The sequence below is a fragment of the Singulisphaera sp. GP187 genome, assembly GCF_900129635.1.
Classification (GTDB): domain Bacteria; phylum Planctomycetota; class Planctomycetia; order Isosphaerales; family Isosphaeraceae; genus Singulisphaera.
Window position 1 is genome coordinate 2,268,362 of the sequence record NZ_FSRB01000002.1, and the last position, 25,013, is coordinate 2,293,374.

The following is a 25,013-nucleotide window of genomic DNA, read 5'->3' on the forward strand; positions in this document are numbered from 1 at the left end:
GAGCAGGCCGGTTGTGGTACAATTGTTTTTCAGTGTCATCAGAACAAAGCCCCTGGCCCTGATCGGACAACGTCATGATCGAGACATCGTGGCTGCGAGGTCAATGGACGCCTCGCCATCAGACGAACCGGACCAGGGGCGAAAGTCTGGGACGGATCGTTGCGGTTTCGATCGCACTCTTGGCCGTCGCCGCCGGGTCACCCGGGTCGGTTGCCGCCGCGGCGCCGGGCCAGGATGGCAATACGTTCTTCGAGAAGAACATTCGGCCCATCTTGGTTGAACGCTGCTACGAATGTCATTCCAAGCAGTCCAAGAAGATCCGAGGGGGGCTGAGCCTCGACCTCAAGGACGGCTGGGTGAAGGGGGGCGATCTTGGGCCGTCGATCGAGCCCGGCAAGCCGGACACGAGCCTCTTGATCCAGGCGGTGCGCTACGACGATGAAGACCTCAAAATGCCCCCCAAGGGCAAGCTGTCGGAGCGTGAGGTCGCCTTGCTGACGGAGTGGGTGGCGATGGGCGCTCCCGACCCGCGCTCCGGCGATGCTCCGACACCGGCCAAGACGCAAATCGATGCGGAGTCCGGGCGTTCGTTCTGGGCGTTTCGCGCTCCGGTCGACCCGCCAGTCCCGGTCGTCCGCAACACGGCCTGGCCTCGAACCGCGCTCGACCGCTTCCTCCTGGCTGCGCTCGAGGAGAAGGGGTTGCAGCCCGCGCCCGCGGCCGATAAACGAACGTTGATTCGTCGGGCGACCTTTGATCTGATTGGCCTGCCTCCCACGCCCGCCGAGATCGAGGCGTTCCTGGCCGATGAATCTCCCGACGCCTTCGCCCAGGTGGTGGACCGCTTGCTGGCCTCGCCCCACTACGGTGAGCGATGGGGGCGGCACTGGCTGGACGTGGCCCGTTACGCGGATTCCAACGGCCTTGATGAGAATGTCGCCTACGGCAACTCGTGGCGATATCGTGACTACGTCGTTCAGGCGTTCAACCAGGACAAGCCGTTTTCCCAGTTTCTCCGCGAGCAACTCGCGGGCGATTTGCTGCCGGCCGAGGGGGACGAAGCGACGACCCACGAGCGGTCGATCGCGACCGGATTCCTCTCGCTCGGCCCCAAGGTGTTGGCCGAGGTTGACGGCGTCAAGATGGAGATGGATATCGTCGACGAACAGGTCGACACCGTCGGCCGCGCGTTCATGGGGCTCACGATCGGTTGCGCCCGCTGTCACGACCACAAGTTCGACCCGATCGCCACGACCGACTACTACGCCTTGGCCGGGATCTTCCGCAGCACCAAGACCATGGAGACCTTCGAGAAGGTCGCCCGATGGTATGAGATCCCCCTGGCTACCGCGCAGGATCGGGCTCGACTGGCGGAACACGCCAAGCGGGTCAGCGATCAGAAAGCGGTGATCGACGCGCTGACCCGTCGTGCCAACGAGCAGCTTCAAGCGGCATCGGGCGCGGGATTCGTACTGCCGAAAGCCCCCGAGCCCCTCTACCCGCAAGCGACCAAAGATGAGCTCAAGCGATTGCGCGACGCCCTGAGCCAACTGGAAAAATCTGCCCCCGTGATGCCTGCGGCGATGGGGGTGACCGAGGGAACCGTCGCGGACGTCCCGGTGCACATTCGCGGTAGCCACCTGTCGCTCGGTGAGAAAGTCGCACGTCGGGTTCCGACGGTTCTGGCCTCCTCCGACGCGCCCAAGTTCAGTGCCTCCCAGAGCGGTCGGCTCGAATTCGCTCGCTGGCTGACCGATCCCGCGCATCCGCTCACCAGCCGGGTGATGGTCAATCGGCTCTGGCGCTGGCATTTCGGCAAGGGACTCGTCGCGACTCCCGACAACTTCGGAGCCCTGGGCGGACGCCCGACCAACCCGTTGCTCCTCGACTGGCTGGCCCAGCGATTCGTCGAATCGGGCTGGTCGATCAAGGCGATGCACCGAATCATCATGCTCTCAAGCACCTACAAGATGAGTGCGGCCTTCGACCCCAAAGGGGGGGAAGTCGACCCCGAAAATCTGCTTCACTGGCGGTTTAGCCCGCGCCGGCTCGAGGCGGAAGCGATTCGCGATGCGCTCCTGACCGTGAGCGGCACCTTGGATCCGACGATGGGGGGATCGCTCCTCAACGTCGAGAATCGCGGCTATTTCTTCGATCATACGTCGAAGGATGCCACCAACTATAACGTCCCGAGGCGGTCCGTCTACCTGCCGGTCGTGCGCAATCACATGTATGATGCGTTTGACCTGTTTGACTACTCTGAAGCCGGTGTCACCAACGGTGACCGGGCGACCACGACCGTCGCTCCGCAAGCTTTGTTCATGATGAACAGCACGCTAGTCGAGCAAGCGGCGCGGAGTTTGGCTTCCGACTTGCTGGCACCGAAGTTGGCCAGTGACGGCGACCGGATCGGCCGGCTCTACGTTCGCGCCTTCGGCCGGCCGCCGGAGCCGGCGGAAGTGGCCCGTGCCGGGGCGTTCCTCGACCGCTTCGCTCAAGGGATAGCGGCTTCGGTGCCCGACGCGCCGGAGCGAGTGCTCCGCACCTGGCAAGCGCTTTGCCAGGCGCTCCTGGCGTCCAACGAATTTGTTTATATCGAGTAACGAGGGCCAGACCGTGGACCAATTCAATTGGGAATTGACCTCGCGCCGTCGGATGCTGAAGGGTTGCGCCACGGGGTTTGGGGCCCTTGCCCTGGCCGCACTCATGGCCGAGGAATCCTCGGCCGGTGCGCCGGTCAAGAAGGCTGAGGGGCCGCCCGCACCACATTTTCCGGCACGGGCCAAGCGGGTCATTTTCCTGTTCATGAAGGGGGGGCCGTCGCACCTCGATACCTTCGACCCCAAGCCGCTCCTGCAACGCGATAACGGCAAGGACCTCCCTTTCCCCAAGCCGCGCGTCCAGTTCGCGCCGACTGGCAAACTGCTCGCCTCCCCTTGGAAATTCCAGAAGTACGGTCAGAGCGGGATCGAGGTCAGTTCGCTTTTCCCGAATGTGGCTCAATGCGTTGATGATCTGTGTATTATTAACTCGGTTCACGGCACCAACGCGGCCCACGGCGGAGCGTTGTTGAAGCTCCACACCGGCAGCGATAGCTTCGTGCGTCCGAGCATGGGGTCTTGGATCACCTACGGGCTGGGCACCGAGAACCAGGACCTGCCCGGGTTCATCACGATCTGCCCGACGCTGGCGCACGGCGGCGTGCTCAACTGGGGGTCGGCCTTCCTCCCCGCCCGCTACCAAGGGACTCCGCTCGGGAACGCGAGTGTGCCGTCCGATCGAGCCCGGGTTCGCTTCATCGAGAACGAGCAAACCCCTCGCGATCTTCAGCGCATGCAGCTCGACCTCTTGGCGGACCTGAATCGCGACCACCTCGCCGGTGTCGGCCCGAACCTCGACCTGGAAGGTCGGCTCGACTCGTTTGAGCTCGCGTTCCGGATGCAGTCGGCGATGCCGGAAATCCAGTCCCTGACGGGCGAGAACCCCGCGACCCTGAAGGCTTACGGCCTCGATGACCCGGTGACCGCGAACTTCGGCCGCCAGTGCCTGCTGGCCCGCCGGTTCGCCGAGCGTGGGGTCCGCTTCGTCCAGGTCACCCACAGCGACTCCTACGTGCAGTGGGATCAGCACTCCAAGCTCAAAGAGGGGCACGAGAAAAACGCACGCGAAGTCGACCTGCCAATCGCGGCGCTGCTCAGGGATCTCAAATCTCGCGGCTTGCTCGAGGACACGCTCGTCCTCTGGGGCGGCGAATTCGGCCGCACCCCGACCGCGCAAGGGACCGACGGCCGCGACCACAACCCCGAGGGGTTCACCCTCTGGATGGCCGGGGGGGGAGTCAAAGGCGGGTTCAAGTATGGCGCCACGGATGACTACGGCTATTATGCCGTTGAAAATAAGATGCACATCCATGACGTTCATGCCACGATCTTGCACCTGCTGGGGCTCAACCACGAGCGGCTCACCTACCAGTACGCGGGCCGCGACTTCCGCTTGACCGACGTTGCCGGCGAAGTGGCCCACGATCTCTTCGCTTGAGCTTCCCGTTCCACGCTGACCACGACTGAGGGCCATGGGTTCGACTGACTCCACCCGTGGCACCTCGGTTCTGGCTGCCTTGATGCGGGAAGAGGATTCCCACGGTTCCTCGACAAGGCGATCGGCCGGGATTGTGTTTCTCCTGGGGACGGATTCGCTCCTGCTTCGATCAACGTCCTGGCAAGTAACGCTTGTTGACTTTGGCGGCCACGGTGCCGATTCCGTAGTAGCCCACCGAGATCTGACCGACGTGAGTCAACAGGTCGTACGCCCGCCAGCGATCCCAGCCGTGCTCGGTCTCCATCCAGAGGCTCAGGAGGGCGTAGGCCTGGGCGATGGAGCGTTCCATCGGGGCGCCGCTCACGATCGTCATGATCTCGGTGGGGGTTTCGATTCGGGGCCATGTCAGCCGTTTCCCTTTGTGCAGGTCGACGGTGATCGTGGTCTCCGCGGGCATCTCCAGGCCGGTGGCCGATAATTCGCCGTGGCCCATCGCGGCGTGGGCGTCGCCCAGATAGAGGAATCCACCCGGGACGAAGACGGGTAAGTAGACAGTGCTTTCCGGGCCGGTCTCGATGATATCCATATTGCCGCCGTGCGGCCCGGCCGGCGCGGTCGTCGGGCAACCCCAGTCGGGGGCGGTGCCGATACAGCCGAGCATCGGCGTATAAGGGATTGTGACTGAGTCGCTCCAGTAAATCAGGCCGTCGCGAATCGGGCAGACGTGTGTGCCGTGGGGACAGTCGGTGCCGAGCCATTCGCAGAGTTGCTTCGGGTCGGCGGTTCGGGTCGCACATTCGCCGAGGGTCGGTCGGATCGCGTGGATCGTTACCGCCAGCGCATCACCGGGCTCGGCGCCTGCAACCACGATCGGTCCCGTGAGCGGGTTGCTATACGGCATCTTGATCTTGTCACGTCGATCGGCGTTGCTGCGAATCTGTCCCGAGAGCGCATCTTCGCTCGCGACCAAGAGGGTTTCGCCCGGCTCGATCCGCAGGCGGGGCTCGTGATGTCGGCTGAATTCATAGTAGAGCGGCCCGATGGGAAGGTGCTTCATCAGTGACCTCGTGGCGTCTCTCGATCCTGGCACGAACGATGAGTTTGCACGCTCGTGCCCAGGGTACCAGTACCGTCTCGCGGTTGCCGCAACGAACTCGTGGGAACTTGGCGGCGACGGCCCCGATAACATCGCCCAGCGGCTGAGCTATCATCCTCAGGCGGGACCTTCGCGATCGGCTCGGACGATGAAGTTTTCGTGCATTCATGCCCTGATCGACCGAATCCGCGTGTCTCTCCGCTCCCGGCTTCGCTACCTTAGGGGTTGCGGCCAGACGGCCACGATTGGCAAGTTCATGCGGACGGACGAGGACTTCATGCGACATCACGACGGACGAATGGGACGGGCGTACCCGGTCATTACGGCGATCCTCGCCGCGATGGCGCTCGGGGCCGATGACCCGGCTCGGAGCGATACGGATCAACGCGAAATTATGCTTCCGGGTCTGACTCGGTCCGGGGCCGTGCTCCTGCCGAATGGGTGGTCGTTGCAACCCGCGGGCAAGCAATCGCCGCTGGGCGACCTGCCCGTACTCCTGGTTGAGAACCCCAAGGCCCCGATCCTGGCGATCCTCCATGCCGGGTTCGGCGACCATGAGGTCTGGACCCTTGATGCCAAGTCCGGTCGGACCATCGCCCGCGCTGTCATTCCGGCAAGCTTCTCGGGCCTGACCTGGTCGGCGGACGGTCACCGACTCTATGTCGGAGGCGGGTTCGATGACCTGATCTACGGCTTTGACCACAAGGACGGGTTGCTCTCGAACCAATCGATCTATCAGTATCCCGACCGCGGCAAACCTCTGAACGGCCCCGGGGCAAGCCAAGCGGGCAAGAAACGCCAGCGCGTGACCGCGGGCCTGGCCGTCTCGGCCGACGGCAAAAGCCTCTGGGCCGCCAATGCCTTCGGCCACACGCTCGCGCGGTTTGACACCGAGTCGAAAGCCCTGGTATCCGAGGTCGAGCTCGGGCTCGACTCGTACCCCTACGGACTGGCACTCGACGAAAACACGGGGCGAATCTATGTGAGCCTATGGGGCGCGGCGAAGGTTGCGGTGATCGACATCAAGGCAAATGAGCTCCTCAGTCACTACGAGACGCAGGAGCACCCCAACGAGATGATCACCGCGAAGCAGGGGCAGTACCTCTTCGTCGCCAATGCGAACCGCAACACGGTGACGGTCCTCGACACCAAGATAGGGCAAGCGGTCGAGACGATCAACACCGCGATCGCCCCCGGCGCCCCGGCCGGATCGACACCCAGCTCGCTGTCGCTGACCCCCGACGAGTCGATCCTGCTCGTCGCCAACGCGAACACCAACGACGTGGCGGCGTTCAACGTCAAGGAGCCTGGCAAGAGTACTCCGCTCGGATTCATCCCGGTGGGCTGGTATCCCACGAGCGTCCGCGCCAGTCGCGACGGGAAAACGGTCTGGGTTACCAACGGCAAGGGGGCATCCTCCAAGGCGAACCGTGATGGCCCCCGCCCCGGCTTTGCAGGAGGAGGAGAGAACCGGATCCGCCAGTACATCGGCGGACTCCTTCAGGGCACCCTGTCCACGATCCCGATGCCCTCGCCCCGGCAGATGGCCGACTATTCCCGGACCGTTTACGCGTGCAGTCCGATCAGAAAGGATGACCCGGGCGGTGTAACCGGTCCCGAACTCGCCAAGGATAACCCCATTCCGCGCAAGGTCGGCGAACCCTCCCCGATCACCCATTGTATCTACATCATTAAAGAAAATCGCACCTACGACCAGGTCTTCGGCGACATGTCCGAGGGCAACGGCGAGCCTTCGCTCTGCCTCTTCCCCGAGAAGGTAACGCCCAATCATCATGCGTTGGCGCGTGAGTTCGTCCTCCTGGATAACTTCTACGTCGAGTCCGAGGTTTCGGCCGACGGCCACGAATGGACGATGGGAGCGTATGCGACCGACTTCGTGGAACGGACCTGGCCGCTGGGCTATCGGGGCGATGGTCGCGTCCCGTTCCCGGCCGAGGGGAATTTCGCGATCGCGACTCCGGCCGGCGGTTATCTCTGGGACCGCGCGGCGGCCAAGGGCGTTACGTATCGGAGCTACGGCGAATTCATCGAGAATGGCAAGACCCCCGCGGACCCGTCGCATACGAAGGTCAAGGCGCTCCAAGGCCATTTCGACCCGAAGTATCGTGGCTACGACCTCGACTACCCCGACCAGAAGCGGGCCGACCGGTTCCTCGAAGAGCTGGCCGAATTTGAGAAAACGGGGGAGATGCCCCGCCTGATCGTCTTGCGGCTCCCGAACGATCACACCTCGGGCACCGCGCCCGGGAAGCCGACGGTTACGGCGATGGTCGCCGACAACGACCTGGCGCTGGGCCGAGTCGTCGACGGTCTGTCACGGAGCAAGTTCTGGCCGAAGCTGGCGATCTTCGTGGTCGAGGATGATGCCCAGAACGGCTCGGACCACGTGGATGCCCATCGCACCGTGGCCTTGATGATCAGCCCGTATGCCAGGCGAAAGGTGGTCGATTCGACGATGTACTCCACCTCGTCGATGCTCCGCACCATCGAGCTCATCCTGGGGCTGGACCCGATGAGCCAGTTCGACGCTTCGTCGCGGCCGATGTCGCCGGCATTCACCGGAGCGGCCGATCCGTCGCCCTACACGGTCCGTCCGGCAAACGTGGACCTCAAGGAGGTGAACCTCCGTACGGCCCCGGGCGCTGCGGCGTCACTGAAGCTGGACCTCTCGAAGGAGGATCAGGCGGATGATCTCGTGTTCAACGAGATCATCTGGAAGGCCGTCAAAGGAGCGAACTCAACCATGCCGCCGCCGGTCCGCGCGGCCTTTGTGGTGCCGCGGCTGGAGAACGATGATGATGACGATTGATTAATACGACTGGAATCGAGACTGTCGCTACGTTACCGGATGATCCGCCTGGCCCCGGGTGGCCCGGACAACTTGCTTGTCCGGGCGGCGAAGCCGCATGAGGCGTCCGGTCGGCCGTGACTTTCCCTCGGGTCGGGCCAAACCCTGAGCCTCTTGTCGCTTCGCGACCCGGACAAGCAAGTTGTCCGGGCCACCCGGATCCGTCAACCCAGTGTCCTTGCTCCAGTGTCGAAAAGGGCGTCTAATTCCGCGTCGGGATTGCGGATTGGTCGCTTTACGCGGCGATACGCGGGCTTACGCTGGTTCGGAGGCCCGTCGCCGTTTGTCACGCAGCGTGAATTGTGGTGCTCGACACGATCGAAACGGCGCTGTGGTATCCTCTCTTCATTCTGCCCGCTTGGCTGGCGATCCGCCGTGTGAGAAGACTGGGGGTAGGGTCGTCGTTGATTCTACGGGCTCGCTTCAAGAATGAGGGTGTCAACGCGATGAACTCGGTAGGAAAGATCGCCATTGTCACGGGCGCGGGGTCGGGGATCGGGCGAGCGACCGCGCTGGCGCTGCTGCGGGACGGCTATTCGGTCGTGCTGGCCGGCCGCAGGTCGGAGGCGCTCGCCGAGACCGTGGCGCAGGCGGGACCGGCTGGGCCCCGCGCGCTTTCGGTTCCCACCGATGTGAGTGATCCGCTCTCCGTACAAGCACTCTTCGATGCGACGAAAGAGGCGTTTGGACGGCTCGATCTGCTGTTCAACAACGCCGGCACGGGCGCTCCGCCGGTCCCCTTGGAAGCGCTGACGTTCGAGCAGTGGCGGCGGGTCGTTGATATCAACCTCACCGGCGCTTTTCTCTGCACCCAGGCAGCCTTCCGGCTCATGAAGACGCAAGCCCCGAGGGGCGGCCGAATCATCAACAACGGCTCGATCTCGGCGACCACCCCCCGGCCCCACTCCGGGCCCTACACGGCGACCAAGCATGCGATTACCGGCTTGACCAAGTCGACCGCCCTCGACGGCCGCGAGTACGACATCGCCTGCGGTCAGATCGACATCGGCAACGCCGAGACCGAAATGACAGCCCGGATGAAAGGTGGGGTGCTCCAGGCGAACGGCGAGAAGGCCGTCGAGCCGACGATGGATGTGGACAACGTGGCGCGAACCGTGGTCTACATGGCAAGCCTGCCCCTTCAGGCCAACGCCCTCTTCATGACCTTGATGGCCACGAAGATGCCCTTCGTCGGCCGAGGCTGAGCGCCTTGCCGCCCCGGCCCTGCGCGGTTGCAAGCGGCGATCTCAACGATCGTGCAGCGTTCTCACTCCAAATCGTCCGGAGTCTCTTTCGACGCTTCGGGCATCCGCAACTTCGATCCCGGCTCCTCCCCCTCGGGGGCCTGCGCCAGAATTCGCAAGAGCAGCTCGTGCCCCTGGTAGGCTCCCTTGATCCAGACGAACGGACCGTTGCCGTCAGGCCAGCCGATCGTCGTCCAGCCGAAGTCCTCGATCCGCTCGAACGCGGATCGCAACGCCTCCAGATCCAGTGAGAACGCGGGAGAGACTACGGCTCCATCGTCCGCGCCGCCGATCAGTTCCACCGGAGTCGGATAGATATCGACCTCCCAATATCCATCCTTTTCCCCGTAGAGGATCCCCAGCGGCCCCATCAGGTTGTCGGCCGCCAGACTGGCCCCCACGGCCTCGATCAGGGAGTCGAGCCAGTTCGAGTCGTGGGTGTCGGTCAGGTCGCGCGGACCTTGGAACAGCTGGCGCCCCGCCTCGTTCCGCCGGTCGAACTCCTCGCGATTCGTTCGGAAGAGCGCCGCGATTTCGTGCTCGCCGTGTTCGTCGAGCAGGGCGGTGAAGATCGCGGACCAGGCGCGATGATACTCTTCGAGCAGGCGCTCGTGCTCGAAAGAGGTGGCACCCGATTCCGCGTCGTCTTCCTCGTTCAAAGTGGGGGCGGATTCAAGGGCCTCCAGCCGGTCGTCGAGTTCGCGAAGCGCGGTTTCCGCGTGTTTGCTGGCGAGGGCGTCAACTTGCCAGGCAATCAAGTGAAAGCCGGCGTCCGCCGGAAGCAGTTGGGAATCCCGGATCTCCTGATAGACCGAAAGCCGGTCGGTCTCCGAGGAATCGGGGCCCAGGCTCCGCCAACGGTCGTACCAGGACGGACGATCGGGCAGAGTTTCGAGGAGATTCGCGAGAGTGGCATCGATTGAGTTGTGGTGACTGTCGCTCTGGTCGGCGTCCATGATCGAGCCTCGACAGGAGAGAATCTCGGAGAGCCCGCGACTCGACTGAGTCCGTGGGTGCCTCTGACTTGGAGTCGCTCCAACTTCACTTGGCCCTGCTTGTTGGAGGAAACACATCCGATACCCTCCAAGATAATCCCTGACGGGTCGTAAGGCCACGACGCACTGACGATCCCGGATTCGGTTGGAGTGCCGGCTGCAAGGCTCGCCCCGAAATCTCCGAAGGGCGAGAGTTGACTCCTGAACCGTAAGTCAGGATCGACGACCTGAAATCCACCAACGGCAACAGCCGTCCGCGGGTTCGCTTCCTCGGTGACGTGCCCGGTCGGGTCGCGCGCCGGGCGCCGAAACGGAGCGGCCGACCCGCCAAAAGCGAACGCCTTCGGTCCCCTGGTGGCACGATCCCACAGTTCGCCACTTCAAAATAGTCCGGCCGATTCAAGCGAAACTGACTCGAATTGTTGAATTGATTGTTCCTTGGAGCGTTCGGACCGTGATCTTTTTCCTTCGATCGCTGCATGCCCCAACCGCGAGCCAACTCACGATCAGCAACGGTTCGATCCGTGGACGAATAGGACCGCCCCCGCGGGAATGCAAGTGCGGTTTTCGCGCAAGGACCGCCAGGTTCTATCCAGTGATCCGAGGTTTTGGTATGCTTTAGTTGGTACACTGACCGTCGTGGAATCGCTCGCGCTCTGGTTTCGGTCTCGATCCCTTATTTTTTCACACGCACGTTTCATGCCCGTTTGAATTTCAGCAAAAGTTGCTCGTTCACGACCCCGAAACGAACGCCCCGAGGGTCGATATGCGTCTGATGCTTTCTTCAAATTTGGATAAAATGCCGCACGTGGATTGCTTGACTCCAAACGGGTACGTGATTGGCGCGAACGGGCGACTCCCCGAATCGAGCGCCTTGGGGAATCCCCAAACGCGAGCGACCTTCCACGGGGACGCACGCGCACCCTGGAACGAAGGGATCGACTCTGGTTCCGCTCCGTTGAGGCGGGATCCGAACGGCGCACCGGCACGCTCAGGCCGGGTGACCTTGGCTCGATGATCCGGATTGCCAGTCGGCCGCCAACCGCTCCAGGAACGCCGCCGGATTGGCGGAGACTGTGAGCAACGATCCTCGTGATCGACCTTGAGCCCGGTTGCGAAGGATCTGGCGAATTCCACTCGTGATCGTCCGGACCCGATCGGTCCGTTCTGATCGTGTCTCAAGAAGCTGCGCCCGCCGTGCGATTGCTGACTGGAACTTTAACCCTTGGGCGGACCTCGATATGAACAGCTACCCAGCGAACGAACAGCGAATTTCCGAGATCGAGCGAGGCCGAAGTTGCGGGGCCGTGGTCCCGCTGCCCCCTGGCGGGTCGCTTGCGGTGGGGGACACCGTTCTCTTTGCTCTCTCCCAGTCGCGGGCGGGCCAGCAGCCGTCGTACGTCAAGGGAGGGGATTCGGTTCTCGTCTCGCTCACCGACGTCGTCGACCTCGGGACGACGGATCCGATCACCGGGCAAGCACTTGTCCAACTGAGTTGGAAGCCGCTGGGACAGGAAGCGGCCCCCGCTCCCGCCCCCAAGCGTAACGCGAAGGCCCGGAGCCCTCACAAGGCCGTATGATCGCTGGCCCACCGGTTCTTCCCGAGCCGTTCTCTGCCGTGGATACCTATCGAAACACTCCGTGAGCGCGGACCGATTTCCGAGGCCTCGGGTTGGAGGCTGGGAACTCGGGGGCGATCGCCTTGGCCTGTGGCGCACGGGTTCCGCGTACGGAACCCGTGGCACCCAGGTTCCCCTTGGGACTCGATTCCGATCGGGCCACGGAGAAAGATGGCCCGGTCATCGTCGCCGTCCTCGCTCGGAGGAGTGGGAAAAATAGGCACCGAGTGCGACGACACGGTGCGCTGCGGTGCACCCGTTCCTCACTCGTCCCCTGAGGGGCCATACATCCCCGGGACCGGGATGTCATTCAATCGCAGATAGACACAGAGCATTGCGCGGTGATGAATCGTATGGTTGATCACCAGGCTCCGAATGACCGTGGTGCGAGGCATGGTCAGGATGGGCTGACCTTGGGAGAGCAGCGACCATTCCTTCGCGAACGCGTCGTCCGTCGTGGCCGCGAGCGCTTTGCGAGCCGCCGCGACATTCGTGTCGAAAATCCCGAGAAGTTGCTCTCGGCTGGTCGCCTTGGTGGTCTTGTAGGGCTCGCCACCCACGGGGTTGATGTCCCAGGTCTCGTGCGCCAAGGTGCCCTCGACCCAACCCGGAATCTCCGCCAGGTGTGCCCCCACCCAGCCGATCGTGTTGGATTTGGGGTGAGCCTTCCAGTCGAGCTTGTCATCCGGGATGCGCTCGAGCACCTTGCGCGTGTTCGCCATCTCCTGGTCGAATTCGGGTAGGATCGATTGGCCGAAGCTCATGGTTCCCTCCTTTGAAGTCACAGTTACGGTCGATTGCCGCCAGCCATTTTTGTCACCCTACTGGCTCGCGGTACGTTTGTCCATAGCGATACAAATGGGCGCAGATTCAATCGCCATTTTCGGAAGCTTGGAACCCCATCATCCCGCCGCACTTTGAATGCAGGCGGGGCGTCCATGGTCCCAAAGCACGAAACCGATGCGGAAACCGCTCTCCTGCACAATCGGCAAACGCGGGTTGTTGGCGACTTGTTTAGCGAAACAGCAAGGGAAGCTGAGCGACCGAGGGGATGATCATCTGTGCGCCGAGCGAGCGGAAGTCCTGCTCGATCTGGGTGAGCCTGGCCTGGAGTTCCGGGGCAGGAAGCAGAGCGACTTCCTCGGCGGAGAGGCCGAGGGCGTTACCGGTTTGCGTCACCGCCACGGTCAAGGCGCCCGCGTTCAAGCCCGCTTCGATGCCGACGGCCGTATCATCCACCACCAAGACCGAGCTCATCGAGAGCACTCCCAGGAGTTCGGCGGCTCGTTGATTCATCCAGGGATCGGGTCGGCCGGCCGGTCCGTCGTCGGAGCAGACGATGACGTCGGGCGCGTAGCCGCCGCGGGCCGCGATCGGGGCAACGACTTCCATCAAGGCACGGGTATAGCCGGTCGTCGATCCAATTTTCAAGCCACGGTCGCGGAGTGCGGCAATGGCCTGAGGAATTCCCGGAATCACGTTCGATCCCTGGGCCAACGTTGCTTTTTGGAGCGGCAGGAAGTCGTCGTACATCGCCTGCACGTCGGCGTCCGTGGGTTCGTGCCCGAAGCGTTGCCGCCATTCCGCGGCGACGCGCGGTAACGAGGCCACGGCGGCGATGTGGTCGCGTTTCGCACGCCCCATCGGGCCTCGAGCTTCCGCAACAGTGATTTCAACGCCTCGTTGCTTGAAGATTTCAAGGAAGACTTGTGTTGGAGCACGGCTACCGTAGTCGATGGTCGTGCCCGCCCAGTCGAAAATCACGGCTTCGAGAGAACGCAAATCCAGACGGTTCATGACCAACGACTCCAATCGAGTTCGGCAAGGCCGAATGCCATCGTCATCCCCGCGCCTCCGGTTCCCGTACGGACGAAGACGCCGGGCAAGGGCTCGGCGGTAAACCAGGGGGCACTCGGATGCTTTGCGTAGATCCCGTGCCAGCGCTCCGAGATGGTCCAGTCGGGAAGCCGCACGATCGCCCGCAATTCTCGGAGGATGAGCTCGTCGATCAACGTTTTGTCGAACGGCTCGATCTCGGAGTCGTATTCATGGGAATCGCCGAGAATCAGGCAGCCTTCCGCATTTTGTGACACCATCACATGAATGCCATAGCGGTCAAGTTCCGGCGTTTCCATCGCGACCCGCGCCTTCACCGCGGCGAGACTCGGGCAGACCTCAAAGTTGCGGTAGTGCCGCAACGTGAGCCCACTCGCGAGATGTGGACCCATCCGCCACCCCGCGGCTTGGAGGGGCGTCTTCATCATCTGCAGCTTGCAAAGCTTCAAGCCCGACTGGGCAAGCACCGTTGGGAACAAGGTCGTGAGGTCGGAACCTCCGCAGACAATCACTCGATCCAGATCCCACCGCCGGCCGTCCGCGCTCGTCACCCATCCCGAGTCGATCTCCGTGATCGCCGTCCGAGTCGCGAACAGGACGCCATACGTCTTCGTCAGCCATTCAGGGAGGCTTCGGATTGTGGTGACGGGGTTGACGCACAACTCGGTCGGGCTATGCAGTCCCCCCCTCAATCCCTCGGGATTCGCGGCAGGGGTTCGTTCGATCACCTGACCGGCGGAAAGCAACGTACAATCAAAACCGAGGCGAGGCGCAAGCGCATGAAATTCTTGAAGAACGCTCCATTCGTCGTCGCGATGGGCCAAGTGAATCGATCCACAAGGATTCACCCACAAGTTCGCGGCCTTGGAGAGTTCCAGCCAACGCTCTCGACTCCTGAGCGCGACGTGGTGCCATTCGCCGGCGGGTTGACCGATGGGCCAGACCATGCCAAAGTTTCGGATCGATGCGCCACTGGCCTGTCCTGAACGCTCGAAGACGGTGACGCGATGCCCGCGTTCGGCGGCCGACCAAGCGTGAGCCAATCCGACGATTCCTGCTCCAATCACGCCCACATCCATCGAGACTACGATCCTTTCTTGCTCTTGAAATTCGCAATGGATTGCGTGATGTAGAAAACGAAATGTTCAAGCGATGGAGTTTCGAGGTTCGGTATCTTCGCTTTGTCGTCCCAGCGGCGGAGCGCCAGAGCCGCGTTATAGTATAAATGTGCCTGGAACTGGTGGATCTCGTCGGGGGACATCGGGCCACCTTGGAGCCCGAGACTCAAGACCGAGGGGGGACTGAGCTCGGTCAAGTAGTTCGGGTCCGTCGCGCAAAGATACCGTTTGGCGGCCACGTGCATGAGGACGGGTTCAACCACGTCGCGTCCGAATCGCCGTTCCAACCAACGGGCGGCGAGTGCTTCGTGGCGGTCGTCGACCCCCTGCTCGGGCGCGTCGTCCGGGAGTGAGTGCAGCAGGTGGCCGACATCGTGGAGCAACGCCGCCGTGATTAACGACGCCGGAGCGTTCTCACGCTCGGCGAACATCGCCGCTTGCAAGGCATGCTCGCGTTGTGTGATCGCCTCGCCGCCATAGCGTGAATCGCCGTGCTCGCGGAACAGTCGAAGGACCTCTTCCGTCGTACATTCGGCGCTGGGCGAACCGTCCTGAGACACCTTTTGAAATCCTCATAAAATCTTAATTATCGGGCCGTCGGGTGTTCAGTATACTGGGCCGGCGATTGACGACGTAGATTGTTCCGTCAAAAACCATCGGTGCCTTCATGAACCCGACCGTGGAAATACTCCCCTCGAGGCACCAGGTCGAGCGGAAGCATGAATTCTTTTGGGCCGTCTGGGCCCTCCTGGCCGCGTTCGGCAGTTATTTCAGCATGTATGCGTTTCGGAAGCCGTTCACGGCCGCGGGTTATGCGGAGACGTCCGTCTGGGGCATCGGTTTCAAAACCGTCCTGGTGACGTCGCAAGTGGCGGGCTATATGGTATCGAAGTTCCTGGGCATCAAGATCATTGCCGAGATGCCGCCCCAGCGCCGAGCGATCAGCATCATGTGGCTGGTCTTATTTGCGGAATTCTCACTGGTGCTTTTTGGTCTCATCCCTCGACCGTGGAACGCGGTCTGTCTCTTCATGAATGGACTGCCGCTCGGCATGGTTTTCGGCCTGGTATTGGGACTCCTTGAAGGCAGGCGGCTCACCGAGGCGCTCACCGCCGGACTCTGCGCGAGTTTCATCCTGGCGGATGGCGTGACCAAGTCGGTGGGCGCCTACCTGCTCGAGCAAGGGATCCCTGAGGACTGGATGCCGAGCGTCGCGGGGGCGCTGTTTCTGCTTCCCCTCGGTCTTTGTGTTGCGATGCTCGCCCGGATCCCCCCACCAAATCCTCAAGACATCAAGGCGCGTGCCAAGCGATTCACGATGAGCCAATCCGATCGGTGGTCGTTGATGTGTCGCTATGCCTTCGGCCTGATCCCGATCATTCTGGTTTACCTCAGTGTGACGATTCTGCGGAGCATTCGGGCGGATTTTGCTCCGGAAATCTGGCGAGGGCTCGGCAAGCCCGCCCAACCGGGAACCTTTACACGCTCGGAAATCCTCGTGGCCCTCGGCGTTCTCGCCATCAACGGTGGGGCGGTCCTGATCCGAGACAATCGCCGCGCCTTCCTGACCTCTCTGGCGACGTGCGGAGTCGGGTTCGGCCTATTAGCGGTCGCGTTACTCGCTCGACAGTACGAACTCATCGGAGGTTTCGGGTTCATGGTCCTTATCGGACTGGGGTTCTATCTGCCTTACGTCGCGATCCATACGACGGTGTTCGAACGACTCCTTGCCATGACCCGTGATCGAGGTAACATTGGATTTCTGATGTACGTCGCCGACTCAATCGGCTATCTCGGCTACGTGATCGTCATGCTCTCGCGCAATGCGTACCACGGTGAGGTTGACTTCCTCGGGCTGCTGACCCGCGCCTGCTGGCTCGCAGTCGGGCTCGCGACCGTCTGCCTGGTGCTCTGCTGGCGTTATTTTGCAGCGATGGAAACGCCGGTCGAGAACGCCTGATCTCTCAGAGATGACTTATGACTCATTCGTGCGCGGCGGTTTTCGACGGTGTTCCCGACCGGCTTGAACTGCGAAGGTTGGCGATCCCTGCGTTGCAACCGTCGGAAATCCTCGTTCAAGTCCTTGGCTGTACGTTGTGTGGGAGCGATTTGCACAGTGTTGAGGGCCGCCGTCCGGTGCCCGTACCGACAGTACTTGGTCACGAGATCGTCGGTGAGATCGTTGAGTTCGCCGGGGACGTTCCGACCTGTGACCTGGCTGGTCAAGAACTCAAGGTTGGCGATCGGGTCACCTGGGCGATCGTCGCGAATTGCGGTCATTGCGATTTCTGCAACCGCGGGTTGCCGCAAAAATGCCTGAACGCGATCAAGTATGGGCATGAGCCATTCCGTCCCGGACGAGCGTTGCTGGGCGGGCTCGCCGAGCACTGTCTTCTTGTCGCCGGCACCGGGATCGTGCGCCTACCCGATCCGTTACCAATCGAGGTCGCCTGCCCCGCGAGCTGCGCGACTGCCACGATCGCCGCCGCCCTTGAGGCCGCCGGTGATTTGCAAGGGCGGCATGTCTGCGTGTTTGGCGCTGGCATGCTTGGGCTGACTGCCTGCGCCATGGCACGAGTCCAGGGGGCGGGAGAAGTGGTCTGCATCGATCCCAACGACACTCGGCGCGAACGCGCCTTGTCCTTCGGAGCCAGTCGCGTCGCCCAGCCGGGCGATCTCGCAACGCTCGCGGCCGAAGTGACGGGTCCGCATGGTTTTGACGTGGTACTCGAACTCTCCGGCCATCCCTCCGCGTTTGAGACGGCCTGGCCGCACATTCGAGTGGGCGGTACACTCGTTTTGGTCGGCTCGGTCTTCCCCGCCCCGCCCGTCTCGATCTCTCTCGAACAAATCGTGCGCCGGCACTTGACGATTCGAGGAATTCATAATTACGCACCTTGGCATTTGCTTGCCGCCGTCGATTTCCTCTCGGCTCATCACGGTCAATTCCCGTTTGCCGCCCTCGTCGCTCACTGGCTCCCGCTTTCCTCGGTCGCGGAAGCGTTCACTCAGGGCCGTGATCCCAGGGCGATCAGGGTTGGGGTTCGGCCGGACCGTTGCGACCGGTGAGGGATGTCGCTCGTTTTATTAATAGGTGTTAGGTTTAAAAAACTAAACACATCTGGCCGATTGGAAAATTCGATACTGTAGTAACGGCACTGTGTTGATGGATACGGGCCACCTGGGGCTGGGCGGAGACCCGGTAGCGTGGCGACAGTCTCGGAAATTCGGTCCATGCAACCACCTCGGCTCAAACACTCGCGCGTCGAGCTCGTGGAGGCCACGTCACAAGCCGGCCGAGAAGGCATGGACGGACCGGATGGCCGACCTTGATAAGTTTGTTTCGCACTTCGAGAATGACTCTCGACCGAAATCCTCCGTCATGTCACACCCTCGAACGTTCAATCGTCTTCCTGAATGAAGCCCTCAAGAAAGACTCGTTCGAGGCGTGAGCGACGAGAATGAATGCCATGGAAAAGCGACTATCGACCGTCGCGATGCGAATTGCGTTGTCCGCCGGGTTCCTCTCGGCGGTCGCGGACCGTTTTGGGCTCTGGGGACCGTTAGGAACACCCGGCGTGGCGTGGGGCGGATTCCCCGCGTTCCTGGGGTATACCAAGACGCTTCTTCCCTTTCTGCCTGACTCGCTCGTGTCGGTCGCCGGCTGGTCGGCGACCGCCGCCGAGATCGTGCTCGCCGTTGCCCTCCTCATTGGCTGTCGGGTCCGATGGTCCGCGCTTGCCAGTGGGGTTCTCCTCGTCACGTTCGCGGTTGCGATGACGACCGCACTCGGTCCCGAGCCGCCGCTCTCGTACTCGGTCTGGACCGCGGCCGCCGGCGCTTTCCTGTTGGCCGCTCAAGGCACAGCGCCGCCGGAGCCAATTTCTTCCGATTGATTGAAATCACTGACGAGGCGAAATGCCCCAGCGGTGATCAGGTTTCGATGAATGCCGCTTCTTTGATTGCTACGTGTTAGGACAAGCAAGCGAGGCGAGGATCTTTCGGGGCCCTGAGAAGGTCCGTCGGCCGTGCATGGCCACGAGGTTGTCCACGAGTGCCACGTCCCCTTCTTGCCATGGGATGTCGAAGGTGAGTTCATCGGCCAACTCGATAGCGACCCGCACGGCGGTTCCATCCAGCGGAGAACCATCGCCGAAGGTGATCGATTTTGCGGGATCATTCCGGCTGTCTTTCCAACCACAGTAGGCCGCGATCAATTGATTGAAGAAGGAGCTGCGGCCGGGAGCGAGGTGGTGGACTGCGGGAAGGACGGGGGTCGTCGCGCGGAGACAGCCGTCGTCGAGCCACTCCCAATGATAGCCCAAGCTTTTGAGACGCTGTTCGGCTTCGTCGCGGGTTGCCGCGCTCAGGGTGCTCTGCCAGCTTCGGCCCATGCCAGAGTTCGGGTCGTTGGCGGTCGGCATGACGTTGGAGTACGTCAGCCCTTTCTCCAGGCAATCGCGGGCGAAGTCGGGACAACGCTCGACCAGGCGGCTCCAGAGCAGGTCGGAGCGACAGATCGGAGTCGCTCCTCCGTGCTCCGCCGGCTGCTCACAGAAGAAAAAGAGCCGACTCGGATAACGCGGGGTTTGCGCCATTTCGTGGTGCAAGAAGATCTCGACGGTCGGCGGGGCTTCATTCGCCGTGAAGACGCGCGGCGTTCGATTGATGCGCACCGCGTTCGATAGGGAATCTTCGTACGGGAAATTCTCAAAACCAAAGGCCGCGACAAACCGGTCGAAATCCTCGGCCGTGACCAGGGGGAAGCCTCGGAAGAGGATGGCTCCGTGTCGATTCGCCTGGTGACAGAAATCCTCACGGTTCGACGCGATCCAGGCTTCGACGGCCGCAAAGTCAAAGTCCGGCATGCGAGATTCCCAGACCAATGGGAATGGCTCGCCGTCATGCCACTGCTGACCCGGCACGGCCAGTGGAAACACTTGCACTTGGGGATCATTCATGATCGAAACCCTGGAATGTGCTTATTCATAAATCGGGCAAAATGTGTGGAACGCCGCTTCGCAGAAGACCCCCGGGTCGTTGAATCGGCGGTTGCGATTCAGGGCGGAGATCGAGCGCATCTCGTCGTCCGTCAGCGCAAAGTCAAAGATCGATCGATTTTCGACCATTCGCTCCGGCTTTGACGTTTTGGGGACAATGGCCGTTCCACGTTGCACACCCCAGCGCAAGACCACCTGCGCGGGGGTCTTGCCGTGCCGCTGGGCCACGTCGCGCACCACCTGTTGCTCCATCACCGATTCATCAAGGGTCGCCGCCCCCAGCGGGACGTAGGAGGGCGCACCGAGCGGGGAGAAGCCGGTCACCGCGATTCCCTCCTCACGACAGAAACGCAGGAGTTTTTCCTGGGTGAGGTAGGGGTGAAGCTCGACTTGCAGGACCGCGGGCCGGATCTTGGCGTACGAAAGCAAGTCACGAAGCAAGGCGGTGTTGTAGTTGCAGATGCCGATATTTCGTACAAGTCCGGCTTGCACGAGGTCTTCCATCGCCGCCCAGACCTCATGGTGCGGAACCTTGGCGAGTTTCATACCGCGCTCCGGGTGCGCGGGGTCCGTGATCCATCCCGGCGGATAGTTCCGGTCGAACGGGACGTATTCCATCGCGATCGGAAAATGAATCATGTACAGATCAAGCACGTCAAGGCCGAGGTCACGAAGACTTCGTTCCGCCGCGAGGCGGACGTGCTCCTTGGCGTGGTACGTGTTCCAGAGCTTCGAGGTGACCCAGAGCTCCTCGCGACGACAGGACCCCTCGGCGAGGGCCTCGCGAATACCATTGCCGACCTCCGCTTCGTTCCCGTAATCGCAGGCGCTATCGAGATGGCGATAGCCATGGCGAAGCGCTTCGCGGACTGATTGGGAAGCGTCGGCACGCTCGATCTTCCAGAGGCCGAGACCGATCAGCGGCATTGCGTCGCCCGAGTTGAGCGTCGTCGTCGAAAGCATTCATGAGTCTCCAGAGAGCGAGCGAACTTGAAAGAGCAAGGAGCGCGGGTAGTGGCCGGGCCGACACGGACGAATCGACGTCTCAGTCTTGCGAAACGGCAAAAAATTCAAGGGTTTTCATGAGCCACTTATCTCCCTCTTTGATTCTCACCTGGACGAACGGGAATTTTCCCGTTGCGGCGACGTTCGGCTGAAAAACCCCTTCGATGATCAGGATGTCGGAAGCCACGAATCGCGCGTGCTCGACGGTGTTCTTGGACGTCGTTTTATTGTTCGGGTCCTTAAACAGGTCGCGATAGACGCCTTCGATTTCGGCACGTCCGTTCTTCGTCCCCTCCTCCACCTCTCCGGAATCCTTCTTCGAGTACCAGTGAATCTTGGCATCTTCCGTGTACGTCGCCGCCATGGCGGGCGCATCCTTGGTGTCGTACAGGGCTGACCCCTTATCCACGATCTCCTGCGCCAGTTTCTTGGCGTCCGATTCCTGGGTCCAGGCCGTCGTCGTCGGCAAAACCAGTGCGAGAGTGACCAGGACCGTGCGCATCATGGGTGGAGCTCCGATCGATGAGGGGTCTCAGTACGTCTCGTATGACGAGGAATTGTCCACTCCTCGAAGCGAACGAGAATGGGGTGGCTTACGCATCGTCTGATTCGACTCGAAGGCGAATTTTCAGCCCTTCGCCGTTGCGAACGAGCCGACCGACCTGTCGCCTCGACCCGCTTTGCATGGTATCGAGCGGACCACACGAATGCCAGAAAACTTAGCCCTTGGGGAAGTTCCTGCCAGGATCGAGGGGGAGGAGTCGCGAGACCACTGGTCGGTGCGCGCTCCCGCAAGTTCGCCCGATCATAAAAAAGCGTAGAGTCCCCAGGCACCCTTAATGAGTGGTAGGCTTGAGTTTCATCGGGAAGCGGATGGCAATCGCTGCCGCGCGATTGATAAAAATGGGGAAGAACCCGCAGATTCAGTACAACCCGTATCCAGAAGAGTTTGTGTTGGCCCGTTTCTTTGCTTGGCAGTTGCCGAGACCCGGTAAATCGCCAGGCTGAAGCCGGCGCTTCGGCCGTGGATTGGGCCTGACCCACCCGATTCTCGAAATCATGGCTTGGGTGGGCCGTGCCTACCGGGTCCGTTGGGATGCCACGCTGGTTCGGGTTGGGTCGGAATTTGCAAATGGCCGGAAGCGGCGCGAAGTGGGGAGCGAGATCAGCCACATGTCTTCACTCGATTTTCCCGAGTCCTCGGGATCGTTGGCCTCTGAGCCGCCCGCGCCGCTGACGCGTTGGCAGAAGTTTCGCCTCGTCGTCAGGGTGGTCGAGTTGCGGCTTCGGTTCATCGCGTTGATGGCGATCACCGGGCTCGTGTTCGCCTACTGGGACACGATCTGGAATCAGTACGACAAGTGGACGCGTCCCTCGGAAGAGCGGCGCGTGGTGACGTCGACGATGGAGTTCTTCTGTCCGATGCACCCGCACGTCGTCCGCGACGACACGGGGAGTTGTCCGATCTGTGGCATGCCGCTCTCGATGCGCAAGAAGGAGGAGAGGGCGACACTCGCCGAGGGAGTGACTGCTCGGATCGAGCTGGCCCCGTTCCGGATCAGGCAGGCGGGGATTCAGACGGTGGAGGTGGGTTATTCGCCGATGACCGAGACTCTGACAACGGTCGGCACGGTGGAATACGACGAGCGCAAGCGCGCCCAGGTTGCGTCCCAATTCAAAGGGTTGGCGCGGGTCGAAACACTCGCGGTGAACTTCACGGGAGTGGCCGTCAAGGCGGGCGACAAATTGGGCGAGCTCTCCAGTCCCGAGCTGTTCCAGGCGAGTCAGGAACTCTTGCTGGCTAAACGGTCGAGTCGCGAGACGCCCCGTACTCCGCCTGGCTCGGGTCGCGCGGTCGCGGCGGACGGAGTCGAACCGGTGCGATTGGCCGAAGCGAAGCTCAAGCTTTGGGGGTTGACCCAGGCCCAGAGCGACGAGATCATCGCCCGGGGCAAGGCGGTCGACCGATTGCCGATCATTGCCCCGATCGCTGGGGTCGTGGTCCAGAAGAACGTCGTTCAAGGGCAGTACGTCGCGGAGGGACAGGCGATGTTTGAGCTTGCCGACCTCTCGACCGTCTGGGTCAAGGCGCAAGTCTATGAGGATCAGGTCGGCCTGGTCTGCGTCGGGCAATCGGTCGAGGCGACGGTGCGCTCCGATCCGGGCCGGCGGTTCGAGGGCCAGGTGGCGTTTGTTCAGCCGCGGGTCGAACCGACGACCCGCACGATCGAGGTCCGCTATGACCTCGACAACCAGGACCGAGGCCTCCGGCCCGGCATGTTCGCCACGGTCACGCTCAAGACCTTGATGGCGGAGACGCCGTTGTTTCGCGAACGGAGTGGTCAGGTCCGCCAGGTTGCGGGCAACTCCGCGCCGCAGACGGAGTGTCCGGTAACGCATGCGAAGCTCGGTTCGATGGGCGATCCGATCGCCGTCGAGCTGGACGGGCGGCGTGTCTGGGTCTGCTGCCGCGCCTGCACTTCGAAAGTGAAGGGGGAGCCGGCCAAATACCTGGCCCGACTCGCCCCTCCGCCTGTGCAGGAAGTCCTCAGCATCCCGGACTCGGCAGTCATCGACACCGGGACCGCCCAGGTGGTTTATGTCGAGACGACTCCGGGAGTGTTCGAAGGGCGGAGGGTGGTGCTCGGACCGCGATCGGGCGACCGGATCTCGGTACTCGACGGGCTTCACCCCGGCGAGAAGGTCGCCACGGCCGGCGCGTTCTTGATCGACGCCGAGAGCCGACTCAATCCGGCGACCCGCGGACATTCCCGAAGCGAACCCGGCACCCTGTTGGTACCGGCCGCGTCGGTTCCCCTGCCCAGCCCCAATGGGGCAAAGCCTTTGCCTTCGGCACGACCGGCCGAGAGCTCGATCCTCCGTTCGGCACCCACGATGAATCTGCCCTAATCGAGCCGCTCGCGGAACGACACAATGATTCTTTTGAGGTCCATCAATGTTGAAATTCGCGCGCGTCCGGCTGAAGCGTGCCGATTGAGGGCGGTTCTGGTCGTGAGGGGCTTGCTTCACGAGCGGCGTCGCCCTGGACGACTTCTTGTAGGGCTCAACTTTGCGGGTTGGGTCGGACCGGCGTGGGCGTTCTGTTTCGCGGCCGCAAACTTGATACAATAGGCCGTCGTGTCACTACCAGGCGATCCGCGAGAAATGCGTGCGAGATGCCGATCACTTTGAAAAGGAAGCGCGCAACCTCGCGGTGAAGTCGCCGCATTCCTAATTCAAGGGCGAACCATGACGCCTTACTACGAGGGTACTTCCGAAGCCGAGCACCTAATTCGAGGCACCCCGGAATTGGTCGAGGCCTGGCTCAAGAAGGCAAAGCAGGATCGCAGTCGATTTGCGACCCGGCTCTTCCAGCCTCAGAAGAAGGAATTTCTCGACGGCTTCATCAATGGCCTTGAACGACATCTTGAACAGCTTGCAGCACGCAAGGCTTCAGGATCTGATCGGCCCGATTCGGCCGCGATCGCTTCGGCCTCGATTCCCGATGCGTCCCCGCTCTTGCCCGCGCTTGGCCCTGAACCGGTGGAAATTCGCGACCTGACGGAGCGGACTGCCCCCGTCGTGGCCGTGGATTCTCCGCCGATTCCCGACGAGCCGGCCGCGGAATCCGAGCGACTGGCCCAAGCGGTGGAAGCGTTGCCGGCGCTGGTCCATGACGAGCCGGCAAGCGTTGAACTGGAGGCGACCGTCGGTCAGGTTGAGACCGGTTCCGAGTCGACGGGGTACGTGCCGGATAACGAAACGGAAATGGCGATGGGCGTCATGAGGGTTTCGGGATGGGCCATTGAAGCGGAACGCGATCGCAGTGAATTGAGCGAGCAGGTCGACACCGCGTCGAACCAAATCAGCGACGCGCCGACGCAAACCGGCGGGACGGTGCCTTCCGTGGAGTGGAGCCGCGTTTTCGAGCAAGCTCGGGGGGTCGGTATGGTCGACTTGTCGGCTTATGACTTCATTGATGGGCTCGGCGAACTTCGCGAGTTGATCGACCGCTGGCAGTATCTTCATCAAGACCCTTCGGCGATCGACAATTCTTGATTTCTTTTCGTTCCGTTGCGAGTCCCAGCGCGAGGTCAGTCTGGACAGCTTGGCGAGACACTCGCTTGAATCGGAGGGAAATGGCTGATAACGTGGCTATTGTTTAGCAAATGTTGTCCGCTGGTTCCTCTCCA

The 25,013-nt window shown here is 62.2% G+C and carries 19 protein-coding genes; 10 read left to right on the forward strand and 9 right to left on the reverse strand.

What is annotated here, in order from left to right:
* Nucleotides 1-74: 74 nt before the first annotated feature.
* Together BUS42_RS33230 and BUS42_RS33235 are read left to right on the forward strand one after the other, a co-directional pair.
* On the forward strand, nucleotides 75-2,603 hold the full coding sequence (locus BUS42_RS33230; protein WP_074314301.1) for a PSD1 and planctomycete cytochrome C domain-containing protein: 2,529 nt from the start codon (nucleotides 75-77) through the stop codon (nucleotides 2,601-2,603).
* A gap of 52 nt (nucleotides 2,604-2,655) precedes the next feature.
* Nucleotides 2,656-4,038: a DUF1501 domain-containing protein gene (locus BUS42_RS33235; RefSeq protein WP_074315614.1), complete on the forward strand. Its 1,383-nt coding sequence runs from the start codon at nucleotides 2,656-2,658 to the stop codon at nucleotides 4,036-4,038.
* 169 nt (nucleotides 4,039-4,207) lie between these two features.
* Here the strand turns inward: BUS42_RS33235 and BUS42_RS33240 are convergent, their stop codons facing one another.
* Nucleotides 4,208-5,095 carry an acetamidase/formamidase family protein gene (locus BUS42_RS33240; RefSeq protein WP_074314303.1) on the reverse strand — a complete coding sequence of 296 codons (888 nt, stop codon included), beginning with the start codon at nucleotides 5,093-5,095 and terminating at the stop codon, nucleotides 4,208-4,210.
* Here BUS42_RS33240 and BUS42_RS33245 point away from each other — a divergent pair.
* Both BUS42_RS33245 and BUS42_RS33250 read left to right on the forward strand, forming a co-directional pair.
* Complete coding sequence (locus BUS42_RS33245) at nucleotides 5,079-7,964, forward strand: bifunctional YncE family protein/alkaline phosphatase family protein (RefSeq protein ID WP_254053956.1); 2,886 nt, start codon at nucleotides 5,079-5,081, stop codon at nucleotides 7,962-7,964. The two genes, BUS42_RS33240 and BUS42_RS33245, sit on opposite strands and share 17 nt — an antisense overlap.
* A gap of 485 nt (nucleotides 7,965-8,449) precedes the next feature.
* On the forward strand, nucleotides 8,450-9,208 hold the full coding sequence (locus tag BUS42_RS33250) for an SDR family oxidoreductase (protein ID WP_074315617.1): 759 nt from the start codon (nucleotides 8,450-8,452) through the stop codon (nucleotides 9,206-9,208).
* A gap of 62 nt (nucleotides 9,209-9,270) precedes the next feature.
* Here BUS42_RS33250 and BUS42_RS33255 read toward each other — a convergent pair whose 3' ends face one another.
* Nucleotides 9,271-10,203 carry a hypothetical protein gene (locus tag BUS42_RS33255; RefSeq protein ID WP_074314306.1) on the reverse strand — a complete coding sequence of 311 codons (933 nt, stop codon included), beginning with the start codon at nucleotides 10,201-10,203 and terminating at the stop codon, nucleotides 9,271-9,273.
* 1,280 nt (nucleotides 10,204-11,483) lie between these two features.
* Between BUS42_RS33255 and BUS42_RS33260 the strand changes: the two genes are divergently transcribed.
* Complete coding sequence (locus tag BUS42_RS33260) at nucleotides 11,484-11,822, forward strand: hypothetical protein (protein WP_074314308.1); 339 nt, start codon at nucleotides 11,484-11,486, stop codon at nucleotides 11,820-11,822.
* Nucleotides 11,823-12,124: 302 nt separating this feature from the next.
* Here the strand turns inward: BUS42_RS33260 and BUS42_RS33265 are convergent, their stop codons facing one another.
* From BUS42_RS33265 to BUS42_RS33280, 4 genes are all read right to left on the reverse strand, one after another.
* Nucleotides 12,125-12,625, reverse strand: a complete 501-nt coding sequence (locus BUS42_RS33265) for a DinB family protein (RefSeq protein WP_074314310.1) — start codon at nucleotides 12,623-12,625, stop codon at nucleotides 12,125-12,127.
* A gap of 250 nt (nucleotides 12,626-12,875) precedes the next feature.
* Nucleotides 12,876-13,658 carry a phosphonoacetaldehyde hydrolase gene (gene phnX / locus BUS42_RS33270; protein ID WP_254053957.1) on the reverse strand — a complete coding sequence of 261 codons (783 nt, stop codon included), beginning with the start codon at nucleotides 13,656-13,658 and terminating at the stop codon, nucleotides 12,876-12,878.
* The gene (locus BUS42_RS33275) at nucleotides 13,655-14,776 is read right to left on the reverse strand and encodes a TIGR03364 family FAD-dependent oxidoreductase (RefSeq protein WP_074314312.1); all 1,122 of its coding nucleotides are present in this window, start codon (nucleotides 14,774-14,776) and stop codon (nucleotides 13,655-13,657) included. The genes phnX and BUS42_RS33275 overlap by 4 nt, the downstream gene beginning before the upstream one ends.
* 5 nt (nucleotides 14,777-14,781) lie before the next feature.
* Nucleotides 14,782-15,375 carry a phosphonate degradation HD-domain oxygenase gene (locus tag BUS42_RS33280; protein ID WP_074314314.1) on the reverse strand — a complete coding sequence of 198 codons (594 nt, stop codon included), beginning with the start codon at nucleotides 15,373-15,375 and terminating at the stop codon, nucleotides 14,782-14,784.
* A gap of 119 nt (nucleotides 15,376-15,494) precedes the next feature.
* On the opposite strand from BUS42_RS33280, the gene BUS42_RS33285 reads away from it, so the two are divergent.
* The 3 genes from BUS42_RS33285 (at nucleotide 15,495) to BUS42_RS33295 (ending at nucleotide 18,711) form a co-directional block, all read left to right on the forward strand.
* Nucleotides 15,495-16,775 carry a DUF5690 family protein gene (locus tag BUS42_RS33285; RefSeq protein WP_216821107.1) on the forward strand — a complete coding sequence of 427 codons (1,281 nt, stop codon included), beginning with the start codon at nucleotides 15,495-15,497 and terminating at the stop codon, nucleotides 16,773-16,775.
* Between the two features lie 17 nt (nucleotides 16,776-16,792).
* The gene (locus BUS42_RS33290) at nucleotides 16,793-17,884 is read left to right on the forward strand and encodes a zinc-binding dehydrogenase (protein ID WP_074314317.1); all 1,092 of its coding nucleotides are present in this window, start codon (nucleotides 16,793-16,795) and stop codon (nucleotides 17,882-17,884) included.
* A gap of 401 nt (nucleotides 17,885-18,285) precedes the next feature.
* Nucleotides 18,286-18,711, forward strand: a complete 426-nt coding sequence (locus BUS42_RS33295; RefSeq protein ID WP_216821108.1) for a MauE/DoxX family redox-associated membrane protein — start codon at nucleotides 18,286-18,288, stop codon at nucleotides 18,709-18,711.
* 69 nt (nucleotides 18,712-18,780) lie between these two features.
* Here the strand turns inward: BUS42_RS33295 and BUS42_RS33300 are convergent, their stop codons facing one another.
* From BUS42_RS33300 to BUS42_RS33310, 3 genes are all read right to left on the reverse strand, one after another.
* Nucleotides 18,781-19,776, reverse strand: coding sequence for a TauD/TfdA family dioxygenase (locus BUS42_RS33300; RefSeq protein WP_074314323.1), 996 nt, complete (start codon nucleotides 19,774-19,776; stop codon nucleotides 18,781-18,783).
* A gap of 21 nt (nucleotides 19,777-19,797) precedes the next feature.
* Nucleotides 19,798-20,778, reverse strand: coding sequence for an aldo/keto reductase (locus BUS42_RS33305; RefSeq protein WP_074314326.1), 981 nt, complete (start codon nucleotides 20,776-20,778; stop codon nucleotides 19,798-19,800).
* Between the two features lie 82 nt (nucleotides 20,779-20,860).
* The gene (locus BUS42_RS33310) at nucleotides 20,861-21,325 is read right to left on the reverse strand and encodes a nuclear transport factor 2 family protein (RefSeq protein WP_074314329.1); all 465 of its coding nucleotides are present in this window, start codon (nucleotides 21,323-21,325) and stop codon (nucleotides 20,861-20,863) included.
* A gap of 554 nt (nucleotides 21,326-21,879) precedes the next feature.
* Between BUS42_RS33310 and BUS42_RS33315 the strand changes: the two genes are divergently transcribed.
* Together BUS42_RS33315 and BUS42_RS33320 are read left to right on the forward strand one after the other, a co-directional pair.
* Entirely contained in the window at nucleotides 21,880-23,730 is a 1,851-nt protein-coding gene (locus BUS42_RS33315) for an efflux RND transporter periplasmic adaptor subunit (RefSeq protein WP_254053959.1), read from the forward strand.
* A gap of 339 nt (nucleotides 23,731-24,069) precedes the next feature.
* Nucleotides 24,070-24,879, forward strand: a complete 810-nt coding sequence (locus tag BUS42_RS33320) for a hypothetical protein (RefSeq protein ID WP_074314331.1) — start codon at nucleotides 24,070-24,072, stop codon at nucleotides 24,877-24,879.
* Nucleotides 24,880-25,013 lie beyond the last annotated feature (134 nt).